Below are 20,307 nucleotides of genomic sequence, written 5' to 3' on the forward strand. Positions count from 1 at the left end.
GCCGCTATGCGTCGGACGCCGGAAGGGCTTACATGACTGAACAATTCGCAGTGTGGACCGAGAACGACGTCGAGCAATCGGCCCGTTGGGGTTCGACGAGCAACGCCCCGGTGCCCAAGCGCATCGTCGTCGCCGACGACACGATGAAGGCCGACGACGCCTATCGCTTGGCATGCGAAGGCACGGCGTTGTTGTGGCGCGGAGATTTTCAGAACGCTCGCCAACTGTCGAAGGCCGTCGCGTCGCGCATCGACCGCAAGCCGCGCCGAGCGTCCGACGACCCAGCCAAAGCCTTCCATCTCCACCGGCAGACCCAAGGACGCCGCGCGCAGATCCTCGGCATGCTGCTCATTCCCTTGGACGCAGATCTGTCGATGCCACTCCGGCGAGCCCCGGACGCGCAAGTAGCGTTGACCGAAGCGTTCGGGATTACCGGTGAGCCTTCGGTTCGCTCGTTGCGTGACATCCTCGGCGCGATCGGCGCTCACGAGTGGCACCGCAAAGGTGTTTTCATCGAGGCTCTCGACGCACGAGTGCATCCCGCCTTCGGAGTGTTCTCACCCGTCCGCGGGGAGTATGTCGATCTTGTCGCGTCTGCTCCGCTACCGTCGACGGAATCTGCTTTCGATATCGGAACAGGTACCGGCGTTCTTGCTGCCGTCCTGGCGCGGCGTGGAGTTCAGACAGTGACGGCCACCGACCAGGACCCCCGGGCATTGCAATGCGCGCGCACCAACCTGTCGCGGCTTGGCTACGGCGATCAGGTGAACGTGGTGGAAGCAGACCTCTTTCCCGAAGGCACCGCTCCGTTCGTGGTCTGCAATCCTCCCTGGATTCCGGCCAAGGCCACCTCGCCCATCGAATACGCCGTCTACGACCCTGCTGGAGCGATGCTGAAGGGCTTCCTGACTGGTGTCGCAGCGCATCTGGACGACGGGGGAGAAGCGTGGCTGATCCTCTCGGACATTGCCGAACACCTCGGTCTCCGAACGCGATCCGAACTACACGACCTGATTGCGGCCGGTGGGCTCACTGTTGTCGATCGCATGGACGTCAAGCCGACGCACGCAAAGGTCAGTGACCGAACCGATGCGCTTCACGCTGCCCGGGCACGAGAGACGACCTCGCTCTGGCGGCTTCGCCGTCGCTGAATTCATTCTCAGTCAACGGTATTTCCCTGCCATGAAATGGTAATGAACGAGTAACAAATCGGGTCTAGCTTTCTTCGCAGTCGCACATCGTCACGCACTCCGGAGGAATCTCGATGGAAAACACTCTTGCCCGCAACGCAGCCGAAGATCTGACGAAAGGTCTTGGCCGACGCGGATTCATGAGGGCAGTCGCTGCCCTCGGTGCGGGAGTAGGCGTTGCCGGTGTGGCTTCGGGATGCGCGCACTCGAACGCGTCGCCGGCTGGATCGTCCTCCTCTGCGCTGCCGTTCGCCGATGGTGTGCCGATTCTGCAACCGGGCAGCGGAAACGTCAGCGGCGACCACTATCTGAGTTCGGATCCGTCGGACGTCATGTGGGGTTATGTGCCCAACATCCACACCCGCGAGGTGATGCGGATGAAGTCGGGTCAGACCGTCACGATCGACGCCCTCTCGCACGAGGGAATTCTCGAGGATCAAGGGCGCAATCCTCTCGAATACTTCGGTAGCAAAGGCGTTTCCGAGAAGGACGTGCTCGAAGATGCGATTGCCGTTGCGGCCGAATACAACCGAACCGAACGAAACTTCGACAAGGACGGACCGCACGTCGTCACCGGCCCGGTCTTCGTCGAAGGCGTCCAGCCTGGAGACGTACTCAAGATCGAGACTCTCGAAGCCATTCCCCGCGTGCCGTACGGCGTTGTGTCGAGCAGACACGGCAAGGGCGCTCTCGCCGTCACAGCAGACGGAACCGCTCCAGCGGGAATCACTCTGGACGAAGTCATGCCGCCGGTCGCCACAGACGGGCGCGCGACAAAGGACCCGTTGAAGTACGGCGGTGTTTCCACCTTCACGGCGATCGAAGACGGCAAGGGCGTGATGCCTTTCGGACAGTCGAAGGTGCGGTTTCCCTTGCGACCCTTCATGGGAATGATGGGAGTTGCCTATTCCTCGGATGCCGACCCGACGTCCCCGTCGTCGAACTCCATTCCTCCGACCCTGGGCGGCGGAAACATCGACATCAGGCATCTCGGTGTCGGATCAACCTTCTATTTGCCGGTATTCGCTGAAGGCGCCCTCTTCTACGTCGGTGACCCACACATGGCCATGGGCGACGGTGAGGCGGCGCTGACGGCGATGGAAGGATCGCTGCGCGGCACGTTCCGACTCAGCGTGTGCAAGAAGGATTCCGGTGACGCTCCATCGGTGGCTTTCGGGTACCCGTTCGCCGAGACCGAGGAGGCCTGGATTCCGATCGGCCTGTCCGACCCCAACGGTTCGGTCGATGGGCAGAACAGTGACCTCAACGGCGCCATGCGGCGCGCGGTGGTCAACGCACTCGACTTCCTCGAGCACGATCGCGGTATGGATCGAGCGACGGCCTACGCCTATCTTTCTGCCGCAGCCGATTTCACGGTCTCACAGGTAGTCGATCGAACCGTGGGCGTCCACGGACAGATCTTCAAATCCCACTTCGAATAGAGGGAAGGCGATCCGTCGTGTCAGGACGGATCGTCGAAGAGACTCTGTTGCAAGGGATCGGCAAACAGGCCCATCTGCTCAGGTTGCGGCTTTGCCGGCGTCTCGGTTCGAGAATTGGGCAGGACCACCAGTCGCAAAGCCCCGCGAAGACGGTCGACCATGAGTTCCCACCCACCGACCTGATCCTCGTATCCTGCAGCCTCTTCGGCGTCCCCGCGACTGTGGGCGTCCACCGCCTGACCACGGAGCTGAATCTGCCATTCGTTACTGATGTGGAGGAGCTGAAGAATCAGATCGCGATCGCGCCCGCAGACATCGGCTACCGCGTCGAGATCCTCGGCCACGTCCAGATCGAGATGCAGCAGGGTCTCGAGTTCGGGAGGCAGGTCCTCGGCCGTCAGATCAGGCTGCAGCGAGGAGGAGTCACCGCTCTTGTTCGCGAAGAAGAGGTCTCCGCCGACGCGTGCGGCGAACTCGTCGTCCACGGTACGCAGGAACGACGTCAAGGCTGCGCACGTATCGGTGAGTTGTTTGGGAACGAATGGTGAGCCCGCCACCTCGAGGAACACCGACAGACGGTCGTCGATCAAGACGAACTTGATGCGCGACCACTTGCGGTTGAGATCGGCGATGACCTCGGCTGCACGAGTGCGGTTGCTGATGTCCTGAACGAGTGGGGAGAACAACTGCACGTCCATGGACTCGGAAAGCGGACCGACGAACATGACCGTCGAACCGACCCGAATTGGTATGTCGCCGTCGCTGTCCCGCTCGGGAAGCGTGCCGAGCATGGGAAGCAAAGCGAGAGTGACCAACTCCTTGAGGTGGTCGACGTCGTTGGGCATGTAGGCCGCGGTGGGGTCGAGTGTCGGAAGTTCTGTCGACTCGACAACCGACGGATCGAAATCCGGAGTCTGCTCGTTGCCGGTGAGATCGCTGGATAGAAAAGCCGGGTGCTGCACACCGAACACATCACGGAACGCAGCGACAGTCATCGCTGCGAGCTGATCGGCCCAGTTCTGCGCCTTGTCGACGCAGAAGGCGGGGGAGTTGTTCGGATCGTCGAGATTCTCGGAAGGCGGATTCCAGCCGAGTGCGATCAACTTTTGTTCGTCGGCATATTCGAGTCGATAGCGCGGATGAAGGAAGTCGTTGGAAGGAACCTCGCAGCGGACTGTGTTCTCGTCCCACACGAGGAACTGAACACATGGCGCTGCGCCGTCAGCTGGATCGAAGTCGCCGGTGGACGATTCCACGGCAAGCACGTCGCCGTCGACCATGATGGAAATGTGATCGCCGAGGCGACGTTGAAATTCTGCCCATGCCCGGTCGACACTGACATCGAGATCGAAGCCCATTGCGCTCATCAGCCACCTCCTTCCGCAAAAGCTCAGACCTATACGGTATCGCGAGGTCCCGACAATGCTGCTGTCCTTTTCCGGTCGACCGGATTGCAGCGGGCCACGAACCTTGACGACTAGGAAGGTTGTCGCAGGTAGATCGGGTATTTGAGAGCGGCGACTGAAGTGTGCCTGTAACCGCCGTCACGCCAGGCGGTATGCAGGCGAAAGAGCGATGACTATCCGGCGAGAACGGGCGAGACCTCGACGACGGGCGGCGTGGACCCGGTCGTGACAACTGGGGTGGTGCTGGTCTTGGTGGTCGTGGCTGTCGCGGTCGGTGACGAGGTCGCGGTAGCCGACGCGGTGGTCGTGGACGAGACCGGTGTTGTCGTACTCGTTGCAGTCGTAGTGGACGTAGCGGAGCTCGTGCTTGTCGCGGTCACCACCAGCGGCTGATTACGAGGAGCAGTCGTCTCGTCGGCGATTCGCCAGGTCGGCGTCGGCGGGATGACAACCGTGGGAACTGCAACCGAGCTGTAGAACGCGGCCGGTTCGATCCCGGCGACGGACTCCACGGAAACCGACGAGACCAGAGCGGGAGGCTTCACCACAGGGCCGCCGGAACCGAATGCGCCGGCTGCTCCGCCGAAAACGAGGCCTGATGTCAGAGAGAGAGCGGCCACTGCGACAGCGCCGATCATGACTGTTCTGTCTTTCATGCACACCTGTCCTTCGGGAGCAGTACGGAAGTACTGTAGGCGAAAAGATGCCGCAATGGAGTATCAGGGCCTGCTGGGCGGGACGCGAATCTGTGTGGCGTAGAACACAAAAGGCCCTGGGTGCCGACGCGGACGTCGGCACCCAGGGCCAGGTCAAGCAGTGAATCAGGCGGGGATCGTCAGTACCTGACCGGCGTTGATGAGATCCGGGTTCGGGATGCCGTTTGCATCCGCGATGCGCTGGTACTGGTTGCCGTCACCGTAGAAACGCTCGGCGATTGCCCACAGGGTGTCGCCGCTTTCGACGGTGTAGCTCTGCGCTGCCGGAGCGGCGGGTGCAGGCTCGGGCTCCGGTGCCGGAGCGGGCTCCGGGGCAGCCTCGGCGGCCGGAGCCTCGATTGCAGTGTCCGAAGACCACAGAGCATTTCCACCGGCGGACAGAACGACGTTGCGATCGTCCTGAACCGAGAGGGAGGCACCGTCGTTGCCTGCGGTCTGCGATGCCCACACGGCGTCGGAGTCCTTGTAGATGACGAAGTTTCCGTCAGTCTGCACCTCGGCGCGGTTGGCGCCGGATCCGTTGGTGCCTGCGGCCCAAACAGCCTGTCCGCCCTCGGACAGAACCAGGTTGCCGTCGTCCTGCAAGGTGAGGGTGTATGCGCCGTTGTCGGACTTGAGTTCCTGGCCGACTCCGAGGCTTTGACCTGACTGCAGTGTGCTCACGCTGTCCCTTTCCAAATCTGTTGCGATGACTGTGCCTCCACGATTCCGCTTTACCGTCCAGTTACCTTCTGGCCGTTGGTCTCGTAGGCGACCGAGTGTACGTTACCGAAGAGTACGGAGAATTGTGCAGCGTTGACGGACTGCGTGTCGAGCGTTCGGATCTTGCTGATATTAAGGCGTTTTGGGTGAAAGTGCCGGATCATGGTACGTGACCTCGTCAGGTTTCGGTGCGCATTCTCCTGAACTCCAGGTGAACTCGAAACTCTCTCAGCGCATTATCAGTAACTACTGCATTATCAGTAACCGCTAGGGGTGTAGTGACTTGCGCGTCTCGTCGTGGAGAACGGCATGCAGTTCACGCTCGACGTCGGCGAACTCGGGCGCGGTGATCATGTCCAGCTCGCGTGGTCTCGGCAAGGGAACGTCGACTACGCACCTGACCGTTGCCGGACGCGCAGACAGAACGACCACGCGGTCGGACAGATAGATCGCTTCACGAATATCGTGGGTGATCATCAGCACGGTCCACCGGTACTGCTGCCACACGTCTTGCAGCCAAGCCTGCATCTCGGTGCGGGTCAACGAGTCCAGCGCGCCGAACGGCTCGTCGAGCAGCAGGACAGGTTTGCCCTGAACAACGGTGCGCAGCATCGCCGCTCGCTGGCGCATACCGCCCGACAGCTGTGACGGCCGGGCGTCCTCGAATCCGGACAGGCCGAACGCGGGGAACAACTCACGAGCGCGCTCGCGTGCTTCCTTCTTGCCGACTCCCTGCACTTCCAAACTGAGGGCCGTGTTGTCGAGTACCGAGCGCCAAGGGAACAGAAGATCCTTCTGCGGCATGTATGCGGTGTGCACCTCGGCGGCTGCTTCGGATTCAGTTGCGTGCGTGCCCACACGGACCGAACCCGAGGTCGGGGATTCGAGCCCGGCCAGGACGTTGAAGATCGTGCTCTTGCCGCAGCCGCTCGGCCCGATCACCGACACGAATTCGCCCGCATCGGCGCGGAAGGACACCGAATCGAGCACGAGACGCGATTCTCCGGCCGTGTCGAACCTCTTGGTCAGGTCCTGAATTTCGACCATTGCATCCTCGACCATCGGGTCAGTCATGTCCGCGACCTTTCGTTCATCGCCCATGGTGCAACGATGCGCTCGATGGCGAACGTCAGCAAGTACAGAGTGACGCTGATCAACGCGGTCACCAGTACGGCCGCCAACACCAGGTCGGTGCGGAAGGAGTTCTTCTGGGTGCTCATGTAAATGCCCAAACCGGAAGTAGCGCCGACGTATTCGGAGAACACCGCGCCCACGACCGCGTAGGTGATACCGATACGCAGGGCGGTGAAGAATCGCGGAATCGCCGAAGGAAGGCGGACGTATCGGAACTCCTGCCAGCGAGTGCTGCCCATACTGCGCAGGAGAGCGCCCGCTTCACGGTCGGCCGCGGCAAATCCCTCGATGAGTCCGATGGTCATGGGGAAGAACGTCGCAAGCGCGATCACCAACACCTTCGGCAACAACCCGAAGCCGAACCAGATGATCATCAGCGGCGCGATGGCGATGATCGGCAGCGTCTGCGAGACGACAAAAAGTGGTACCAGCGCGCGTGACAACCACGGCGAAAAGTCCACGACCACAGCAAGAATCCAGGCCAACACCAGTGAAACAGTGAAGCCGACCAACGTGACCTGCAATGTCGACCAGGCGTGGCCGGAGATGATCTCGCGGTTGTCCCACCCCTGGGACAGAACGCGCCCCGGAGACGGAAGTACTTGCGGCCGAATCCCACTGATCTCGACGTAGATCTGCCACGCCGCTACGAGGAGCACCACCACGGCGAGCGCGGGAAGCGCCCGCCGCATGGTCGAGACCAGCCGTCCGCTCACGTCAGGACGCGTCGAGATACTCATTGGTGAAGTACTCCGACCAGTCCGGCTTCTGGGTCAGCGGCTTCCCGTCGGGTCCGGCGAGCAATGCGTTGTCGAAGAGGAATCCCGAATAACCCGACCAGGTTTCGAGATTCTGCGTACCGACGACGCCGTTGGCGTCTTTCATGTAGTCGGCGGCGAGCATCCGCTGACTGTCACGGACGAGGTCTTCGTCGGTGAAAGCTCCGGGGTTCGCGTCGATGAGATCCTGCGCGGCCTGGTCCGGGTTGTCGGCAGCAGTCTGATATCCGCGTTGAACGGCCTTGACGAACTTGCGTGCCTCGTCGGGATGGTCCTTCAACCACTGCTGGTTGCCGTTGATCACGATCGAATATGCATCGGGGAAGCCGTAATCGGTGTACTGGAAGTACCGCATCGGAGTTCCGTTTCGCTCCGCCTCGAGGCCTTCCCACGCAAAGTAGGAGACCGTGAAATCGGCCTGGCCCGAGTACACGGCTTCGTACGCGGACGTACCGAGCGTGACCGTCGTGAAGTTCCCGGTCCCGCCGTCGTTGCGGATGATCTGCTGCAGCGTTTCGACTTCGCCGGGATCACCGAACCCGGCGTACGTCTTTCCGTCGAGATCACGCGGGCGCGTGATGTCCGCACGATCCGCCTTCACACCGATGCCGGTGGCGCGGTGCTGAAGTGGCGCGATGACGGACGTCGTGGCGGCGCCGGCCGCTCGGGCGAACGTGGCCTGACTCTGTGTGCTGATGCCGAACTCCGCGTTGCCGGCGTCGACCAGGGTGTCGGGAGAGGTGTTGTTGTACGGCAGGATCGAGACGTCCAGACCGGCGTCCTCGAAGTAGCCCTCTTGGAGTGCAACGTACAAACCGGTGTGGTTCGTGTTCGGGGTCCAGTCGAGTGCGAACCGAATGGTCCCGTCGGAAGAGCCGGTGTCAGCGGCGCATCCGGTCAGAACTGTGAATGCGGCTGCGATCGCGGCAGACGTGGCAAGTGTGCGGCGTAGCGCCGCAAACGACATCACGACGCCGGCCAAGGCTGCTGGTGGAGTGCGGAATCCCAGAACATCAACTCGTAGCGACTGGCGATGCGGAATGCTTCACTCATCGCCTCACGCTCTGTCTCGGTGGCTGCTTCGGCCGCAGCATCGACCAGTACGCGGGCCTGCGCCACCGACTCGTGGAATTCGGGTGCGTCGTACGTCGTGACCCACTGTGCGTACGGATGCGACGGATCGGCGTCGAGTACCGCGCGCGCTGAAGCGGCAAGATCGCGACCGACCTCGGCGTAGATCCAGAAGCAGGGGAGTACTGCCGCTGCGGAGACCGGGTAAGGCGCAGTTGCCGCAGTCGCCGTCAGATACGAGACGTATCCCAGGCAGGCCTGCGAATGCTCGAGCCTTCCCGATCCCGCTGGAAGAATTCCACCGGTGAGAAGTCCGTCGTGAAGCGCAGATTCCACTGTCGCTGCCGTGGACGCGGAATTCGACCAGAAGCCCGCGGACTGCGGATCCGGGGCGTGGGCCGCGACCAGGGACAACGCTTTCGAATACCCCTCGAGATAAAGCTTGTCCTGCTCGATGTACGTGCGAAACGCGTCGAGAGGCAATGTTCCGTCGCCGAGGCGTTCGAGGAACTCCAGTGAGTCGATCGACTCGCGGAGGACCTTCGTCTCGGCCCAGAGCCGATCGGTGAACCGATCCGTCGACGGCGCTGTGGCCACCGAGTTTTCGGCAGAATTGTATGCAGGCTGCGTAGTAGCCATGACATCCCTTCGTCAGCATTACCTGATCAGGTTCCCGGGTGTGTTCTCAGCCCCGCCCATGCGGAGCACCCCGTGTCAGAACTAGGCGACCTTAACACCGAGCCTCTGCTTCGTCGGCGCCTACCTGGCAGTTGAGTAGTCGGCGCACATCGGCCTTATGTTGGTACGTTTGGTCTTGTTTGCCACACGCGCGGGTCGGGAGGGGATTCAGACATGGAGACCGACGTTCGACCGAATCTCGGCGAGGACGGAACACTCGTGATCCGTGCCCGCGGCGGAGACGCCCGCGGGTATCCGGATGGCGGAATATTCGCGTGGAAGGGCATGCCTTACGCAGCAGCGCCGGTGGGTGAACGGAGATTCCGCGCGCCGCAACCCGCTGAGTCGTGGGACGGGGTGCGCGACTGTCGTGAGTTCGGGCCGATCGCGCCGCAGGGCCAGAGCCCGGCGGTTCCGATCGATCGGGCCTTCAAAATCGACGAGGACTGCTTGTCGATCAACGTGTGGGCCCCGCGCCCCGACGGCACGCCGCGACCGGTGATGGTGTGGATTCACGGCGGCGCCTACTGCCTCGGGTCCGCCGCCCAAACGATCTACGACGGCCGTCATCTGGCTGAAACCGGTGACGTCGTTCTCGTCTCCTTCAACTATCGCGTCGGTGCCCTCGGATTCCTGGACCTGTCTGGATTCTCCACCGCGGATACCGTTTTCGAATCGAACTGTGGTCTGCGAGACCAGATTGCGGCACTCGAATGGGTTCGAGACAACATCGACGCCTTCGGGGGTGACCCGAGTGCGGTGACGGTGTTCGGTGAGTCGTCCGGCGCAGGATCCATCACGACGCTCATGACCTGTCCGAGCGCCGAAGGTCTGTTCCATCGTGCGATTGCCCAGAGTCCTCCCGCGACCTCCGTCTACGGGGCCGAGCGCGCCAAGACCGTGGCGGAGCGGTTTCTCGAACTGCTCTCGATCGACCCTGAAGACGCAGGCGATCTGCTGACCACGGATCTCGAACTGCTCGTCAAGGCAAGCGATGACCTGGTCAACGAAATTCCGACCCGGATTCCGGGAACTTTGGCGATGGCACCCGTTGTCGATCGTGATCTGGTGCCGCACTACCCGGTTGCGGCTTTCCAGAAGGGTTACGCGCACCGAATTCCACTGATCATCGGTTCCAACAAGGACGAGGCGTCGATCTTCAAGTTCATGAAGTCTCCGCTGATGCCGGTGAGCGCGCAGTCGGTCGAGGCCATGCTGCAACTGCTGGCGGATGATCACCCAGACATCTCCGCGACCAAACTTGCCGAGATCATGTCGGCTTACCCTGATCACGCGAAACCAAGTGGCGCGCTGGCACTGTCGCGGGACGCGGCGTTTCGCATGCCGACTCTGTGGATCGCCGACGCCCACTGCAGGCATTCCCCTACGTGGGTGTACCGCTTCGATCACGCGACGCCGATGCTCAAGGCCGCACGGATCGGCGCGGGCCACGCGACCGAATTACCCTATGTATTCGGCAATTTCGGAACACTGAACGTCGACCCCACGTTCTGGCTGGGTGGACGGAAGGCTGCGATGGAGGTAGCCGGCCGTATTCAACGGCGATGGCTGGCCTTCGCGCGGCATGCCGTGCCGGCAGCTCTCGACGGTTCGAAGCACTGGGCGCCGTACGAGGAAGAGAAGCGGTCGACGCTGTTGATCGACTCGGCCGACACCCTCGTCAGCGACCCCGATCACGGACTGCGCGTCGCCTGGGGCAACGACGTGATGGGGTTCAACTGACGTCGGTCGAGTGTCGCGGACGATCCAGTTCGCGAAGCACCGGCAGGGAGGCACAGACTGCGGCGATCAGGATGATCGGAATCGACAGGGCCACAAAGGTCGACGCGATTCCGAGTTGATCGAGCAGAGGGCCGACCGCGAGGTAACCCAGCGGGCCGGCGGCGTAGGCAGTCGACGTCATGACACCGACGACGCGTCCGCGCATGTGCTCCGGGCTGTGCGTCTGCATGGCGTAGTTGGCGATCGGGCCGACTGGTCCGTAGACGAGCCCCTGCAGTCCGGCGAGCACGAGGATCACCCACAGCGGAGGTAGAAGCGCCATGGCAAGCATCGCTATGCCGAGAACGGCAACGGCAAAAATCATGATCAGTCGCCGGGACATGATCGGTGCCAGCGGAGCGTAGGCGAGAGAGCCGATGATGCCGCCGATCGCCAATGCCATCAGCACCGATCCGAGTTGCGCCGGTTGATCCAACTCTGTGAAGTACACCGGGAACACGACACTCTCCACCGGCATGTAGAGCGCGACGACGGCCATGTCGATCAGCGCCAGAGTGCGCAGCAGTTTGTTGTTCCAGACAAACCGAAGACCGTCGAGTGTGCCGTGCCAGATCGATTTCGGACGATGTTCGTGTTCTGGGACTCCGGCGCCAGGAAGGCGGATGAAGGCAACCACGACGATCGAGAACACAAAACCAGCCGCCGTCACCCAGAGCGTGTTCACCGCCCCGATCGTTGCGATCAGGACACCGCCGATGCCAGGGCCGATCAGATATGCGACGTTGAAATTGGCCTCGTACACGCTGTTGGTGCGATCGAGCTTCCACTTGGCTGTCCGAGTTGCTGCAGGCAGCATAGACTCCCTCGCCGCCATTCCGGCGGGGTCGAACACCGCACCGAGCGCGGCCAACGCCGCGATCACCGGGATCGTCAAGCCCGCGGTGGCCGCGATGATCGGGATCGCCGCTACGGACATCGCCGAAAGAGCGTCGGAAATCATCGACGTTCGACGGCGTCCGAATTTGTCGACGAATGTCCCCGAGAACAGGCTCGACACGAGTAGCGGAATGGCTGCTGCGCCGGCAACTATCGCCGCGTCGGTAGCCCGGCCGGTTCGTTCGAGAACAAGCCAGGGGAGTACGACGATGGCGATACCGTTGCCGATCGCCGAGAACAGCGTCGCGAGATTGACGAGGACGAGAGGGAGATAGCTGGGGGTAACTACGTCCTCGGATGCAGGTGGGCGCCGATCTGCTGAGGCGACCACGTTCTTTCCTTCCCCGAGATGGTGCCGACCAGGATTTCGAGAGTTTCGACGACGGCACCATCGACGCTAGCAGCGGGGGTTGCAGGTCCGCGAGTGATTTTTCGCGGGCCGTCCTCGTTCGGTTATGCCTGGTAAACGGGGTTCTCTGCAACAAACTTCTCGACGTACGAGCACGTCGGAAGGATCTTCAATCCCTCGTTCCGGGTCTGATCGAGCGCTTCACGCACCACGATGGCGGCAAGCCCGCGCCCGCGAAACTGTGGGTACGTCACCGTGTGGTGGAAATCACGGACACCGGAATGGTCCGAGTACTCGGCAAAACCGGCCAGTTCGCCGTCGACTCGGATCTCGAAGCGCGTTTCCGCGGAGTTGTGCGCCACTGTCTCGGTCATCTTCGGGCTCCGTTTCGAAAGGGCGGCCGGTTGCGGCGCGCCGCGTCTGCGTTCTGTGGAGCCACGCTACCTGGCAGGCGGTCCGCAATATCGCTTGCCGGCGTGAGTTCCGTTACTTAGCGCAACTACAACTGGACGACCGTTCAAGGGACCTTGGTCGTGTCGGATCAGGAAGAAAACTGGTCTGTACGTGCCGATTTGCCCGTACTTTTGTGCCCACATTGGGTGATACATATGCATCACGAACGTAAACATCCCAATATGTGGGACTCGTCACAAAGTTTTTTGTCATCTGTTCGGATGGATTAAGTGGAGGGCCTGAAACGGGCAAATTGCAGGTCAGCGGGGCGCGGATTGTGTGTCGGCGAAGGGTACGAGCGCCCGGAAACCCCAGGGGTATTGCCTTGGTCATCAGATCGTTTCTCGGACGTGATCCCAAAGACCCGCTTGGGGGGTTAGCGTTTGAATCGTCGGGGATAGAAGAAGCGTTACAACTTCGCCAAAAAAACTTTGGCGCGGCTTCGCAACGGTTCGATTTCGAGTCTTCGTCGGACAACTTCGAGGAAGGAACGCACATGATTTTCGGGCAGCGTGAGTCGAACAGTTACTTTGCCGCAATTTTTTCGTACGACTTCCTTGACGAAGGTCTGGGATACGAGACCATCGCACGGATCCACCGGGGCGAGATCTGCGAGTGGATTCGCGATCTCGAGGCGTCCGGGTTGTTCTCGGCTGCGGAGGTCCATGCCGCCGAACTGGCATGGCGCGAAAATCCGCGCCTGCTCCTCGACGCCCTTCTCGAGGACGCCGACGAGGTCTCGGTCAAGCGCTGGGAGATTGCGTGGACGAGGCTAGAGCGTCAGTCGCCGGCAGCCGGAACCGCGGTGGCAGAGCACGGCTGATCCAGTCGGGCCGAGTCGACTGCCCAGTCTGCGTCAAGATCAACCGTCTGCGTCAGATCAGCGGTCGACGACTATCACCTCTTGATCAGTAAGCACGGTGAATTGCGCGCCAGCAGTGGTCAGCGCTGCGACCGTCCGCGCGGTCACCTGCGGATCTTCGAGTAACGAATCGCCGCCGTGCGGCACTATCGCGAAGTCGACCAGCGCGAGCCCGGACCAGATCGGGTCGATACCGCACGTAGGCGTGACTTCAGCGGGGTCGTCCGACGCGTCGAGCCCGATCAGAGTCGGAGTCGCCAGACACGCTCCCGCGCTGTATCCCGCATAGGCCACGAGGCCCGAACGAACCAGCATCTCGATGACCCGATCTGCGCCGCTTCGGGCTAGCTGAGCTCGCAGGACAAACGTGTTTCCGCCGCGAACCCACAGACAGTCGAATTCGCGAAGCCGGACTTCGAGTGCTTCCGGTGCACCCAGGAAGTCTCGGACGTCAACTTCCTCTGCCGTGAAGCCCGCAGCCCGCAATGGGGTCAATTCGCTTGTCACTGCCGAACTGCGGGCATTGACGGGCCACGAATCTGCAGCCGCGGCGATCACCGCTATGCGTGCGCCGCGGCCTACAAGATCGACAAAAGCCTCGCGGTGGTCGCCGAAACGGTAGGACGAGAGAAACAGTTTCACTTCTCAGTACCTTCGCGACCTACCCACCCAGCTCTCAAATCGTGAACGCCAGATTGTCGACGACGCGTGCGCCCACCGTGGTGTCGCCGCGAAGTGAGATGTCGGTTCGATGATCGGACGCGTGGACGCGGCCACCGGCAATCCGGGTGAAGAGCGGTGAGCTCATCGAGATGGTCGTGGTCGCCGGACCGTCGAGCTCCGGGACGAGCGTTGCACGCGCATCGACCGAGACGTGAAGTGAACGGGCAAGTGGCCCTTCGAGTTCGAAAGTGATCCGTGCTCCCTCGGGTGCCTTTCCTCGTTTCCCGACGACAAATCCGAGCGCGCTGGTGATTTCGCCGAATGCAGTCTCCGCGCGCAATCCGCCTTCCTCGCCTGGAATGCCGACTGCATCTCTGATGTCGAGTTCGTGCATCCAACAGTCGAAGGTCCGAATACGCATGAACCGGCCATAGGGCGCAAGACCGACCGGTGTTTGTGTCTCGGCGTCCCAGTCTGCGCCCGTCATCGAGCGAAGAGCGTCGGCTCGCGTGGCGGTGATATCGCGATAGTGGGCCAACAAGTCCGCGTGCGGCGTCCGCCTCAGGCCTTCGACCCAGCGCTCGTTGAACGCCGCAATCTCGTTGTGGACGTGAGGCAATGCGTGCACGTCCAGGTCGATCGACGGCGGATTGATGCCCGCGAGCAGTGATTCCGTACCGATCAGGTGGGACACGATGTCATGAACCGTCCACCCCGGAAGGTTGGACGGTGCCAACCACTGGTCACCGTCGAGTTCGGCAAGCAGTGCGTCGATGACTTTCCATTCCTCGGTCAACGCGTCGACTACTGCGTCCTGGGGCCAACCACTCATGCGGACATCTCCTGTTTCGGACGGTGCGGTTCTCCTCACTGTATGTCGCGCCGGATAAGTGAGCGGGCATTCCCATGCTTCGAGTCGGTGTCGCCAAACATCCGAGGGAGGCAGAGTTCCTGTGGTAGACCAGGATTGTCGACGCCGAAGCAGGCTCACGCGGCGTTGTCGTCACCGACAGAGGAGTCTTCGTGTTTCCAGGAAATTTTGTCCAGTTCACCCCGGACAAGCCCGCCGTCATTCGCCCGGCCACGGGTGAGTCCATCACCTATCGGGAACTCGACGAACGGTCGACGCAGTTGGCGCGATACTTCCGAAGTGTCGGTGCCAAGCCTGGGGACCACGTCGCTCTCATCTCGAACAACGATCTCCGGGCGTTCGAGGTGTACTGGGCAGCATTGAGATCAGGTCTCTACATCACTGCGGTGAACTGGCATCTCACGGCTGCGGAGACCGCCTACATCGTCGACGACTGCGAGGCGACAATTCTGGTGGCGTCGGGTCAGGCGTCGACAGCAGTTCCGTTGGACGAGAAGCTGATTCCGCGCGTGCGTCACCGATTGGTGTACGGCGGCGCCCTCGAGGGTTTCGACGACTACGAGGATGCGGTCGATGCTCAGTCCGCCGATCCACTCGACTCGCAGCCACGTGGGGCTGACATGCTGTATTCGTCAGGAACCACGGGGAGGCCGAAGGGGATCAAGGGAGACCTTCCGGAGGGCGAGGTGGACACCACCATGGATCCGTACACCGCGGTGTTCGCGCCGATGTACGGGTTCGATTCCGACACAGTCTATTTGTGCCCGGCTCCGGTCTATCATGCGGCGCCCCTGCGCTTTTGTGGCGTGATCAATTCGGTCGGCGGAACCGTGATCTTGATGGATGCATTCGAAGCCGAAACCGCGCTGGAGTTGATCGGTAAACACGCTGTGACGCACAGTCAGTGGGTGCCGACGATGTTCGTTCGAATGTTGAAACTTCCGAAGGAGACCCGCGATCGTTACGACGTTTCGACGGTGAAGGTCGCCATTCACGCTGCTGCTCCCTGTCCGCCTGAAGTGAAGACGGCAATGATCGACTGGTGGGGGCCGGTGATCCACGAGTACTACGCCTCGACCGAGGGTTCGGGCGCCACCTTCATCAACAGCGAGCAGGCCTTGGCGCATCCGGGTTCCGTCGGTCGTGACGGAGTGATGGGGATCGTGCACATCTGTGACGGCGCCGGGCGTGATCTTCCGGTCGGCGAGGTCGGTACCGTGTTCTGGGAGCGGGAGACTCTGCCATTCCGGTACCACAACGACCCCGAGAAAACGGCTGCCGCGCAGCATCCGGATCATCCGACGTGGACAACGAGTGGAGATATCGGCTATATCGACTCCGAGCGTTTCCTTTATCTGACCGATCGTGCGGCATTCACGATTATCTCTGGTGGCGTCAATATCTATCCGCAGGAGTCTGAGAACATCCTTACCTTGCATCCGAAAGTGTTCGACGTGGCGGTCATCGGTGTTCCCGATGAAGAAATGGGCGAACAGGTCAAGGCGGTTGTCCAACTGGCGGAGGGAGTCGAGCCGAGTGCCCATGTCGCCGAGGAATTGCTGGAATACGTTCGCAGCCAGGTTGCACATTTCAAAGCTCCGAGAAGCATCGACTTTGCCGACGAATTGCCTAGGACCGCGACAGGAAAGCTCGTAAAGCACAAGTTGCGGTCTCAATATGTGAGCAGTTGATCCTCCGGTGAAATACTAGGACATCAGAGTAATTCTGCGAGATAGTCGGCAAGGACCTGCGCGTGGCTGTATCGCAGGTCCTTGCTTGCTGTCAGTAGAACAACGGGTCGAGAATCCGATGCCGGTGCGATGCGTACTGCAGGTTTTCGCGTTTGACGCCGCGCGGCCAGAGTCGGTCGACGAGGAGACGGACGGCGTTACATTCGGAAGCTGGTTCGTAAACTCGCTCGACGGTGATTATTCGGCGCGTCATTCTCATGCCTTTTCGTCTTTCGGCCGTTTCAAATAGTGGAATAGCCCGCCATTCGAGTGTGATCGGCCTCACAGTAGGCTTCTTGGGGTATGTCCAAACATACTGTTCGGACTCGATTCAGATGGAGAAAGTGCGTCGTCGGTTTCCCTACGCCGCGGTAACTCTGGCTACTATCAGTCACCATTCACCCAAAAGCGGGTCATCTTCCGCTCATCACATGCTGGTTGCCGCTCGTCGCAGCAGGCGAACCACCAACCGCAGAAGGTAATGGAAAATGGAAACATCGAAGAGCGCACAAGTGCGTCCGACGGTCGGCGTCCCTCGAGAATCGAGTGATGGTGAGCGTCGGGTCGCATTGGTGCCGAAAATTGTGTCCGCTTTGATCGGCAAGGGCGTCGACGTGGTCGTCGAGTCCGGGGCCGGTCTCGGGGCGTTGATTCCCGACGAGTTGTACACCGCTGCCGGCGCGAAGATCGGCGATCCGTGGACTGCTGACGTCGTGGTCAAGGTTGCGCCCCCGTCGACAGAAGAGATCGCCCGGATCAGTACCGGCGCGAAGCTCATCGGTTTCCTGAATCCGCGTAATGCGGACAACCGCATCGCCGAGTTGAAGGCCGCCGGCATCGAGGGATACGCAGTGGAGGCGATTCCTCGTATCTCCCGCGCGCAGGTGATGGACGCGTTGTCCTCGCAGGCGAACGTGTCCGGGTACAAGGCTGTTCTGTTGGCAGCATCGGAGTCGACGCGGTTCTTCCCGATGCTCACCACCGCTGCAGGCACGGTGAAGCCTGCGACCGTTCTGGTGCTCGGAGTGGGTGTGGCAGGTCTGCAGGCGCTGGCGACAGCCAAGCGCCTCGGTGGCCGCGCTACCGGGTACGACGTGCGTCCTGAGGTCGCCGACCAGGTGCGTTCGGTGGGTGCACAGTGGCTCGACCTCGGAATCGACGCGGCGGGTGAGGGTGGATACGCCCGCGAGTTGACCGACGACGAGCGAGCGAAGCAGCAGCAGGCACTCGAAGATGCGATCAAGGGCTTCGACGTTGTGATCACCACTGCTCTGGTTCCGGGTCGTCCGGCGCCGCGCCTGGTCACCGCTGCCGCGGTCGAAGGCATGAAGCCGGGCAGTGTCGTGGTCGACCTCGCGGGTGAAACCGGCGGTAACTGCGAGCTGACCGAGCCGGGTCAAACCGTCGTCAAGCACGGCGTGACCATTTGCTCTCCGCTGAATTTGCCGGCGTCCATGCCTGAGCATGCGTCCGAGTTGTACTCGAAGAACATTTCCGCGCTGATCGAACTGATGCTCGTCGATGGCGGGGCGAGCGAAGCGACGGGGAATGTTGGTGCATTGGCGCCTGATTTCTCCGACGAGGTTCTGGCCGGTGCGTGCGTCACCCGTGAAGAGAAGGGCGCCTGATGTACACATCACTTCTGGCGAACATCGCGATCCTGGTGTTGTCCGGGTTCGTCGGTTTCGCTGTGATCTCCAAAGTTCCGAACACCCTGCACACCCCGTTGATGTCCGGCACGAACGCCATCCACGGCATCGTCGTCCTGGGTGCGTTGGTCGTCCTGGGCAAGGTGCACGATCCCTCGATCGGGTTGCAGATCATCTTGTTCGTCGCGCTCGTCTTCGGAACCGTGAACGTTGTCGGTGGTTTTGTGGTCACGGACCGCATGTTGGCGATGTTCAAGGCCAAGCCGGCCGCCAAGTCTGTGTCGAAGGATGGTGACCAGTAATGGAATACCTGGTCAATGCGCTCTACATTGTCGCGTTCTCGATGTTCATCTACGGCCTCATGGGCCTTACCGGCCCGAAGACCGCAGTCCGCGGCAACCAGATCGCCGCGGTCGGCATGCTCATCGCCGTCGTTGCAACTCTGATCTCCATTCGTGATGCGGAAATGGGGAACTGGATCCTCATCGCTGCCGGCCTTGTCATCGGTGTCGTGCTCGGCGTCCCGCCGGCGCTGCGCACGAAGATGACGGCCATGCCGCAGTTGGTGGCACTGTTCAACGGTGTCGGCGGCGGCACGGTCGCGTTGATCGCGTACGCGGAATTCCTGGACTCGGACGGGTTCACCGCTTTCCAGCACGGCGAGTCGCCGACGGTGCACATCGTCATCGCTTCGCTTTTTGCCGCGGTGATCGGATCGATCTCCTTCTGGGGCAGCGTGATCGCGTTCCTGAAGCTGCAGGAAACTCTGCCTGGTCGTCCGATCGGAATCGGTAAGCTCCAGCAGCCGCTCAATGCTCTGCTGCTCATTGCCGCCGTCGCGTTCTCGGTAATCATCGGTATCAAGGCGATCTCACCGGAAGGCCCGACCAGCTCACTGTGGATCGTCGGCGTGCTCGTACTCTCGGGCATCCTCGGACTGATGGTCGTGCTGCCCATCGGCGGCGCGGACATGCCCGTCGTCATCTCGCTGCTCAACGCTCTGACCGGTTTGTCAGCTGCTGCTGCAGGTTTGGCGCTCAACAACCAGGCGATGATCGTCGCCGGCATGATCGTGGGTGCTTCGGGCACCATCTTGACCAACCTCATGGCCAAGGCCATGAACCGGTCCATCCCGGCCATCGTGGCCGGCGGCTTCGGTGGCGGCGGCGAAGCGCCGACCTCCGACGGCGTCGTGCGCACGGCAAAGGCGACCTCGGCCGCCGACGCGGCTATCCAGATGGCCTACGCCAACCAGGTCATCGTCGTACCCGGATACGGACTTGCCGTCGCGCAGGCTCAGCACGCGGTCAAGGACATGGCGAAATTGCTCGAGTCGAAGGGCGTCGAGGTCAAGTACGCCATTCACCCGGTCGCCGGCCGTATGCCTGGTCACATGAACGTTCTTCTCGCAGAGGCGGATGTCTCGTACGACGCGATGAAGGAAATGGACGACATCAACGACGAGTTCTCTCGTACCGATGTCACCTTGGTGATCGGCGCGAACGACGTCACCAACCCGGCGGCGCGCAACGATCCGAGCTCACCGATTCACGGAATGCCGATCCTCAACGTCGACCAGTCGAAGTCGGTCATCGTGCTCAAGCGTTCGATGAACTCCGGTTTCGCCGGTATCGAGAACCCGCTCTTCTTCGCCGAGGGCACCTCGATGCTCTTCGGTGATGCCAAGAAGTCGGTCTCCGAAGTAACCGAGGAACTCAAGGCGCTGTAGCGCTCGAGCTCGGAAGGGGCGTCCACTCGTAACCACGAGTGGGCGCCTTTTTCGTGTCCCTGTGTTGCAACGATTCCTGTGCTGAAACGGCTTCTTGTGCTGAAACGACAAAGGCGCCTGGTCCGAGACGAAACTCGGAACAGGCGCCTCTGGCGACGTTTTACGGGACCTCGGGGGTTTCGGGGTCGGAAGAGAAGCCGGAAA

General features: G+C 61.6%; 20 protein-coding genes and 1 riboswitch. Of the genes, 8 read left to right on the forward strand and 12 right to left on the reverse strand.

What is annotated here, in order from left to right:
* Nucleotides 1–32: 32 nt before the first annotated feature.
* Both H351_RS12990 and H351_RS12995 read left to right on the forward strand, forming a co-directional pair.
* Entirely contained in the window at nt 33–1,151 is a 1,119-nt protein-coding gene (locus H351_RS12990) for a methyltransferase (RefSeq protein WP_029255746.1), read from the forward strand.
* A 113-nt stretch (nt 1,152–1,264) separates the two neighbouring features.
* Nucleotides 1,265–2,632: an acetamidase/formamidase family protein gene (locus tag H351_RS12995; RefSeq protein ID WP_029255745.1), complete on the forward strand. Its 1,368-nt coding sequence runs from the start codon at nt 1,265–1,267 to the stop codon at nt 2,630–2,632.
* Between the two features lie 20 nt (nt 2,633–2,652).
* On the opposite strand, the gene H351_RS13000 is transcribed toward H351_RS12995, so the two are convergent.
* The 7 genes from H351_RS13000 to H351_RS13030 all read right to left on the reverse strand — a co-directional run bounded on the left by H351_RS13000 (nt 2,653) and on the right by H351_RS13030 (nt 9,079).
* The gene (locus H351_RS13000; protein ID WP_029255744.1) at nt 2,653–3,999 is read right to left on the reverse strand and encodes a T3SS (YopN, CesT) and YbjN peptide-binding chaperone 1; all 1,347 of its coding nucleotides are present in this window, start codon (nt 3,997–3,999) and stop codon (nt 2,653–2,655) included.
* A gap of 212 nt (nt 4,000–4,211) precedes the next feature.
* Complete coding sequence (locus tag H351_RS13005) at nt 4,212–4,694, reverse strand: hypothetical protein (protein WP_020970103.1); 483 nt, start codon at nt 4,692–4,694, stop codon at nt 4,212–4,214.
* Nucleotides 4,695–4,859: 165 nt separating this feature from the next.
* Nucleotides 4,860–5,417, reverse strand: coding sequence for a LysM peptidoglycan-binding domain-containing protein (locus H351_RS13010; protein ID WP_020970102.1), 558 nt, complete (start codon nt 5,415–5,417; stop codon nt 4,860–4,862).
* A gap of 306 nt (nt 5,418–5,723) precedes the next feature.
* The gene (locus tag H351_RS13015; protein WP_029255743.1) at nt 5,724–6,518 is read right to left on the reverse strand and encodes an ABC transporter ATP-binding protein; all 795 of its coding nucleotides are present in this window, start codon (nt 6,516–6,518) and stop codon (nt 5,724–5,726) included.
* An 8-nt stretch (nt 6,519–6,526) separates the two neighbouring features.
* Nucleotides 6,527–7,330: an ABC transporter permease gene (locus H351_RS13020; protein WP_003941393.1), complete on the reverse strand. Its 804-nt coding sequence runs from the start codon at nt 7,328–7,330 to the stop codon at nt 6,527–6,529.
* Complete coding sequence (locus H351_RS13025) at nt 7,308–8,336, reverse strand: ABC transporter substrate-binding protein (RefSeq protein ID WP_029255742.1); 1,029 nt, start codon at nt 8,334–8,336, stop codon at nt 7,308–7,310. Before H351_RS13025 ends, H351_RS13020 begins: the two co-directional genes overlap by 23 nt.
* On the reverse strand, nt 8,336–9,079 hold the full coding sequence (locus tag H351_RS13030; RefSeq protein WP_029255741.1) for a TenA family protein: 744 nt from the start codon (nt 9,077–9,079) through the stop codon (nt 8,336–8,338). The genes H351_RS13025 and H351_RS13030 overlap by 1 nt, the downstream gene beginning before the upstream one ends.
* Nucleotides 9,067–9,162: riboswitch (TPP riboswitch) on the reverse strand. It overlaps the preceding gene by 13 nt.
* Nucleotides 9,163–9,292: 130 nt before the next feature.
* Here H351_RS13030 and H351_RS13035 point away from each other — a divergent pair.
* On the forward strand, nt 9,293–10,861 hold the full coding sequence (locus H351_RS13035) for a carboxylesterase/lipase family protein (protein WP_029255740.1): 1,569 nt from the start codon (nt 9,293–9,295) through the stop codon (nt 10,859–10,861).
* Here the strand turns inward: H351_RS13035 and H351_RS13040 are convergent.
* Complete coding sequence (locus H351_RS13040; RefSeq protein ID WP_020908357.1) at nt 10,854–12,128, reverse strand: MFS transporter; 1,275 nt, start codon at nt 12,126–12,128, stop codon at nt 10,854–10,856. The two genes, H351_RS13035 and H351_RS13040, sit on opposite strands and share 8 nt — an antisense overlap.
* A gap of 122 nt (nt 12,129–12,250) precedes the next feature.
* Nucleotides 12,251–12,520 (reverse strand): GNAT family N-acetyltransferase, encoded by a 270-nt coding sequence (locus tag H351_RS13045; RefSeq protein ID WP_020908356.1) that lies wholly within the window; start codon nt 12,518–12,520, stop codon nt 12,251–12,253.
* Nucleotides 12,521–13,095: 575 nt separating this feature from the next.
* Between H351_RS13045 and H351_RS13050 the strand changes: the two genes are divergently transcribed.
* The gene (locus H351_RS13050) at nt 13,096–13,422 is read left to right on the forward strand and encodes a hypothetical protein (RefSeq protein ID WP_003941297.1); all 327 of its coding nucleotides are present in this window, start codon (nt 13,096–13,098) and stop codon (nt 13,420–13,422) included.
* Between the two features lie 57 nt (nt 13,423–13,479).
* Here H351_RS13050 and H351_RS13055 read toward each other — a convergent pair whose 3' ends face one another.
* Complete coding sequence (locus tag H351_RS13055) at nt 13,480–14,103, reverse strand: Type 1 glutamine amidotransferase-like domain-containing protein (protein WP_020908354.1); 624 nt, start codon at nt 14,101–14,103, stop codon at nt 13,480–13,482.
* A gap of 34 nt (nt 14,104–14,137) precedes the next feature.
* Nucleotides 14,138–14,956, reverse strand: coding sequence for a maleylpyruvate isomerase family mycothiol-dependent enzyme (locus tag H351_RS13060; protein WP_029255739.1), 819 nt, complete (start codon nt 14,954–14,956; stop codon nt 14,138–14,140).
* 191 nt (nt 14,957–15,147) lie between these two features.
* Between H351_RS13060 and H351_RS13065 the strand changes: the two genes are divergently transcribed.
* Nucleotides 15,148–16,686, forward strand: coding sequence for an AMP-binding protein (locus H351_RS13065; RefSeq protein WP_029255738.1), 1,539 nt, complete (start codon nt 15,148–15,150; stop codon nt 16,684–16,686).
* A 91-nt stretch (nt 16,687–16,777) separates the two neighbouring features.
* Here the strand turns inward: H351_RS13065 and H351_RS31390 are convergent, their stop codons facing one another.
* Nucleotides 16,778–16,939: a DUF488 family protein, N3 subclade gene (locus H351_RS31390; RefSeq protein WP_019749235.1), complete on the reverse strand. Its 162-nt coding sequence runs from the start codon at nt 16,937–16,939 to the stop codon at nt 16,778–16,780.
* Between the two features lie 274 nt (nt 16,940–17,213).
* Between H351_RS31390 and H351_RS13070 the strand changes: the two genes are divergently transcribed.
* Genes H351_RS13070 through H351_RS13080 form a run of 3 tightly spaced genes read left to right on the forward strand, consistent with a single transcriptional unit; the run spans nt 17,214 to nt 20,103 of the window.
* On the forward strand, nt 17,214–18,353 hold the full coding sequence (locus H351_RS13070) for an NAD(P) transhydrogenase subunit alpha (protein ID WP_029255737.1): 1,140 nt from the start codon (nt 17,214–17,216) through the stop codon (nt 18,351–18,353).
* Complete coding sequence (locus H351_RS13075) at nt 18,353–18,676, forward strand: NAD(P) transhydrogenase subunit alpha part 2 (protein WP_003941319.1); 324 nt, start codon at nt 18,353–18,355, stop codon at nt 18,674–18,676. Before H351_RS13070 ends, H351_RS13075 begins: the two co-directional genes overlap by 1 nt.
* Nucleotides 18,676–20,103: an NAD(P)(+) transhydrogenase (Re/Si-specific) subunit beta gene (locus H351_RS13080; protein WP_020908350.1), complete on the forward strand. Its 1,428-nt coding sequence runs from the start codon at nt 18,676–18,678 to the stop codon at nt 20,101–20,103. The genes H351_RS13075 and H351_RS13080 overlap by 1 nt, the downstream gene beginning before the upstream one ends.
* The last annotated feature ends 204 nt before the right edge of the window (nt 20,104–20,307 follow it).

It is taken from the genome of Rhodococcus erythropolis R138, from assembly GCF_000696675.2.
GTDB classification, from domain to species: Bacteria; Actinomycetota; Actinomycetes; order Mycobacteriales; family Mycobacteriaceae; genus Rhodococcus_F; species Rhodococcus_F erythropolis.

What these genes read in the sequence shown, in the direction of transcription:
- H351_RS13060 (WP_029255739.1), bottom strand. Translation starts at nt 14,956, where the DNA reads ATGAGTGGTTGGCCCCAGGACGCAGTAGTCGACGCGTTGACCGAGGAA.
- H351_RS31390 (WP_019749235.1), bottom strand. Translation starts at nt 16,939, where the DNA reads ATGACGCGCCGAATAATCACCGTCGAGCGAGTTTACGAACCAGCTTCC.
- H351_RS13020 (WP_003941393.1), bottom strand. Translation starts at nt 7,330, where the DNA reads ATGAGTATCTCGACGCGTCCTGACGTGAGCGGACGGCTGGTCTCGACC.
- H351_RS12995 (WP_029255745.1), top strand. Translation starts at nt 1,265, where the DNA reads ATGGAAAACACTCTTGCCCGCAACGCAGCCGAAGATCTGACGAAAGGT.
- H351_RS13050 (WP_003941297.1), top strand. Translation starts at nt 13,096, where the DNA reads ATGATTTTCGGGCAGCGTGAGTCGAACAGTTACTTTGCCGCAATTTTT.
- H351_RS12990 (WP_029255746.1), top strand. Translation starts at nt 33, where the DNA reads ATGACTGAACAATTCGCAGTGTGGACCGAGAACGACGTCGAGCAATCG.
- H351_RS13005 (WP_020970103.1), bottom strand. Translation starts at nt 4,694, where the DNA reads ATGAAAGACAGAACAGTCATGATCGGCGCTGTCGCAGTGGCCGCTCTC.
- H351_RS13070 (WP_029255737.1), top strand. Translation starts at nt 17,214, where the DNA reads ATGGAAACATCGAAGAGCGCACAAGTGCGTCCGACGGTCGGCGTCCCT.
- H351_RS13075 (WP_003941319.1), top strand. Translation starts at nt 18,353, where the DNA reads ATGTACACATCACTTCTGGCGAACATCGCGATCCTGGTGTTGTCCGGG.
- H351_RS13030 (WP_029255741.1), bottom strand. Translation starts at nt 9,079, where the DNA reads ATGGCTACTACGCAGCCTGCATACAATTCTGCCGAAAACTCGGTGGCC.
- H351_RS13000 (WP_029255744.1), bottom strand. Translation starts at nt 3,999, where the DNA reads ATGAGCGCAATGGGCTTCGATCTCGATGTCAGTGTCGACCGGGCATGG.
- H351_RS13045 (WP_020908356.1), bottom strand. Translation starts at nt 12,520, where the DNA reads ATGACCGAGACAGTGGCGCACAACTCCGCGGAAACGCGCTTCGAGATC.
- H351_RS13015 (WP_029255743.1), bottom strand. Translation starts at nt 6,518, where the DNA reads ATGGTCGAGGATGCAATGGTCGAAATTCAGGACCTGACCAAGAGGTTC.
- H351_RS13080 (WP_020908350.1), top strand. Translation starts at nt 18,676, where the DNA reads ATGGAATACCTGGTCAATGCGCTCTACATTGTCGCGTTCTCGATGTTC.
- H351_RS13035 (WP_029255740.1), top strand. Translation starts at nt 9,293, where the DNA reads ATGGAGACCGACGTTCGACCGAATCTCGGCGAGGACGGAACACTCGTG.
- H351_RS13025 (WP_029255742.1), bottom strand. Translation starts at nt 8,336, where the DNA reads ATGTCGTTTGCGGCGCTACGCCGCACACTTGCCACGTCTGCCGCGATC.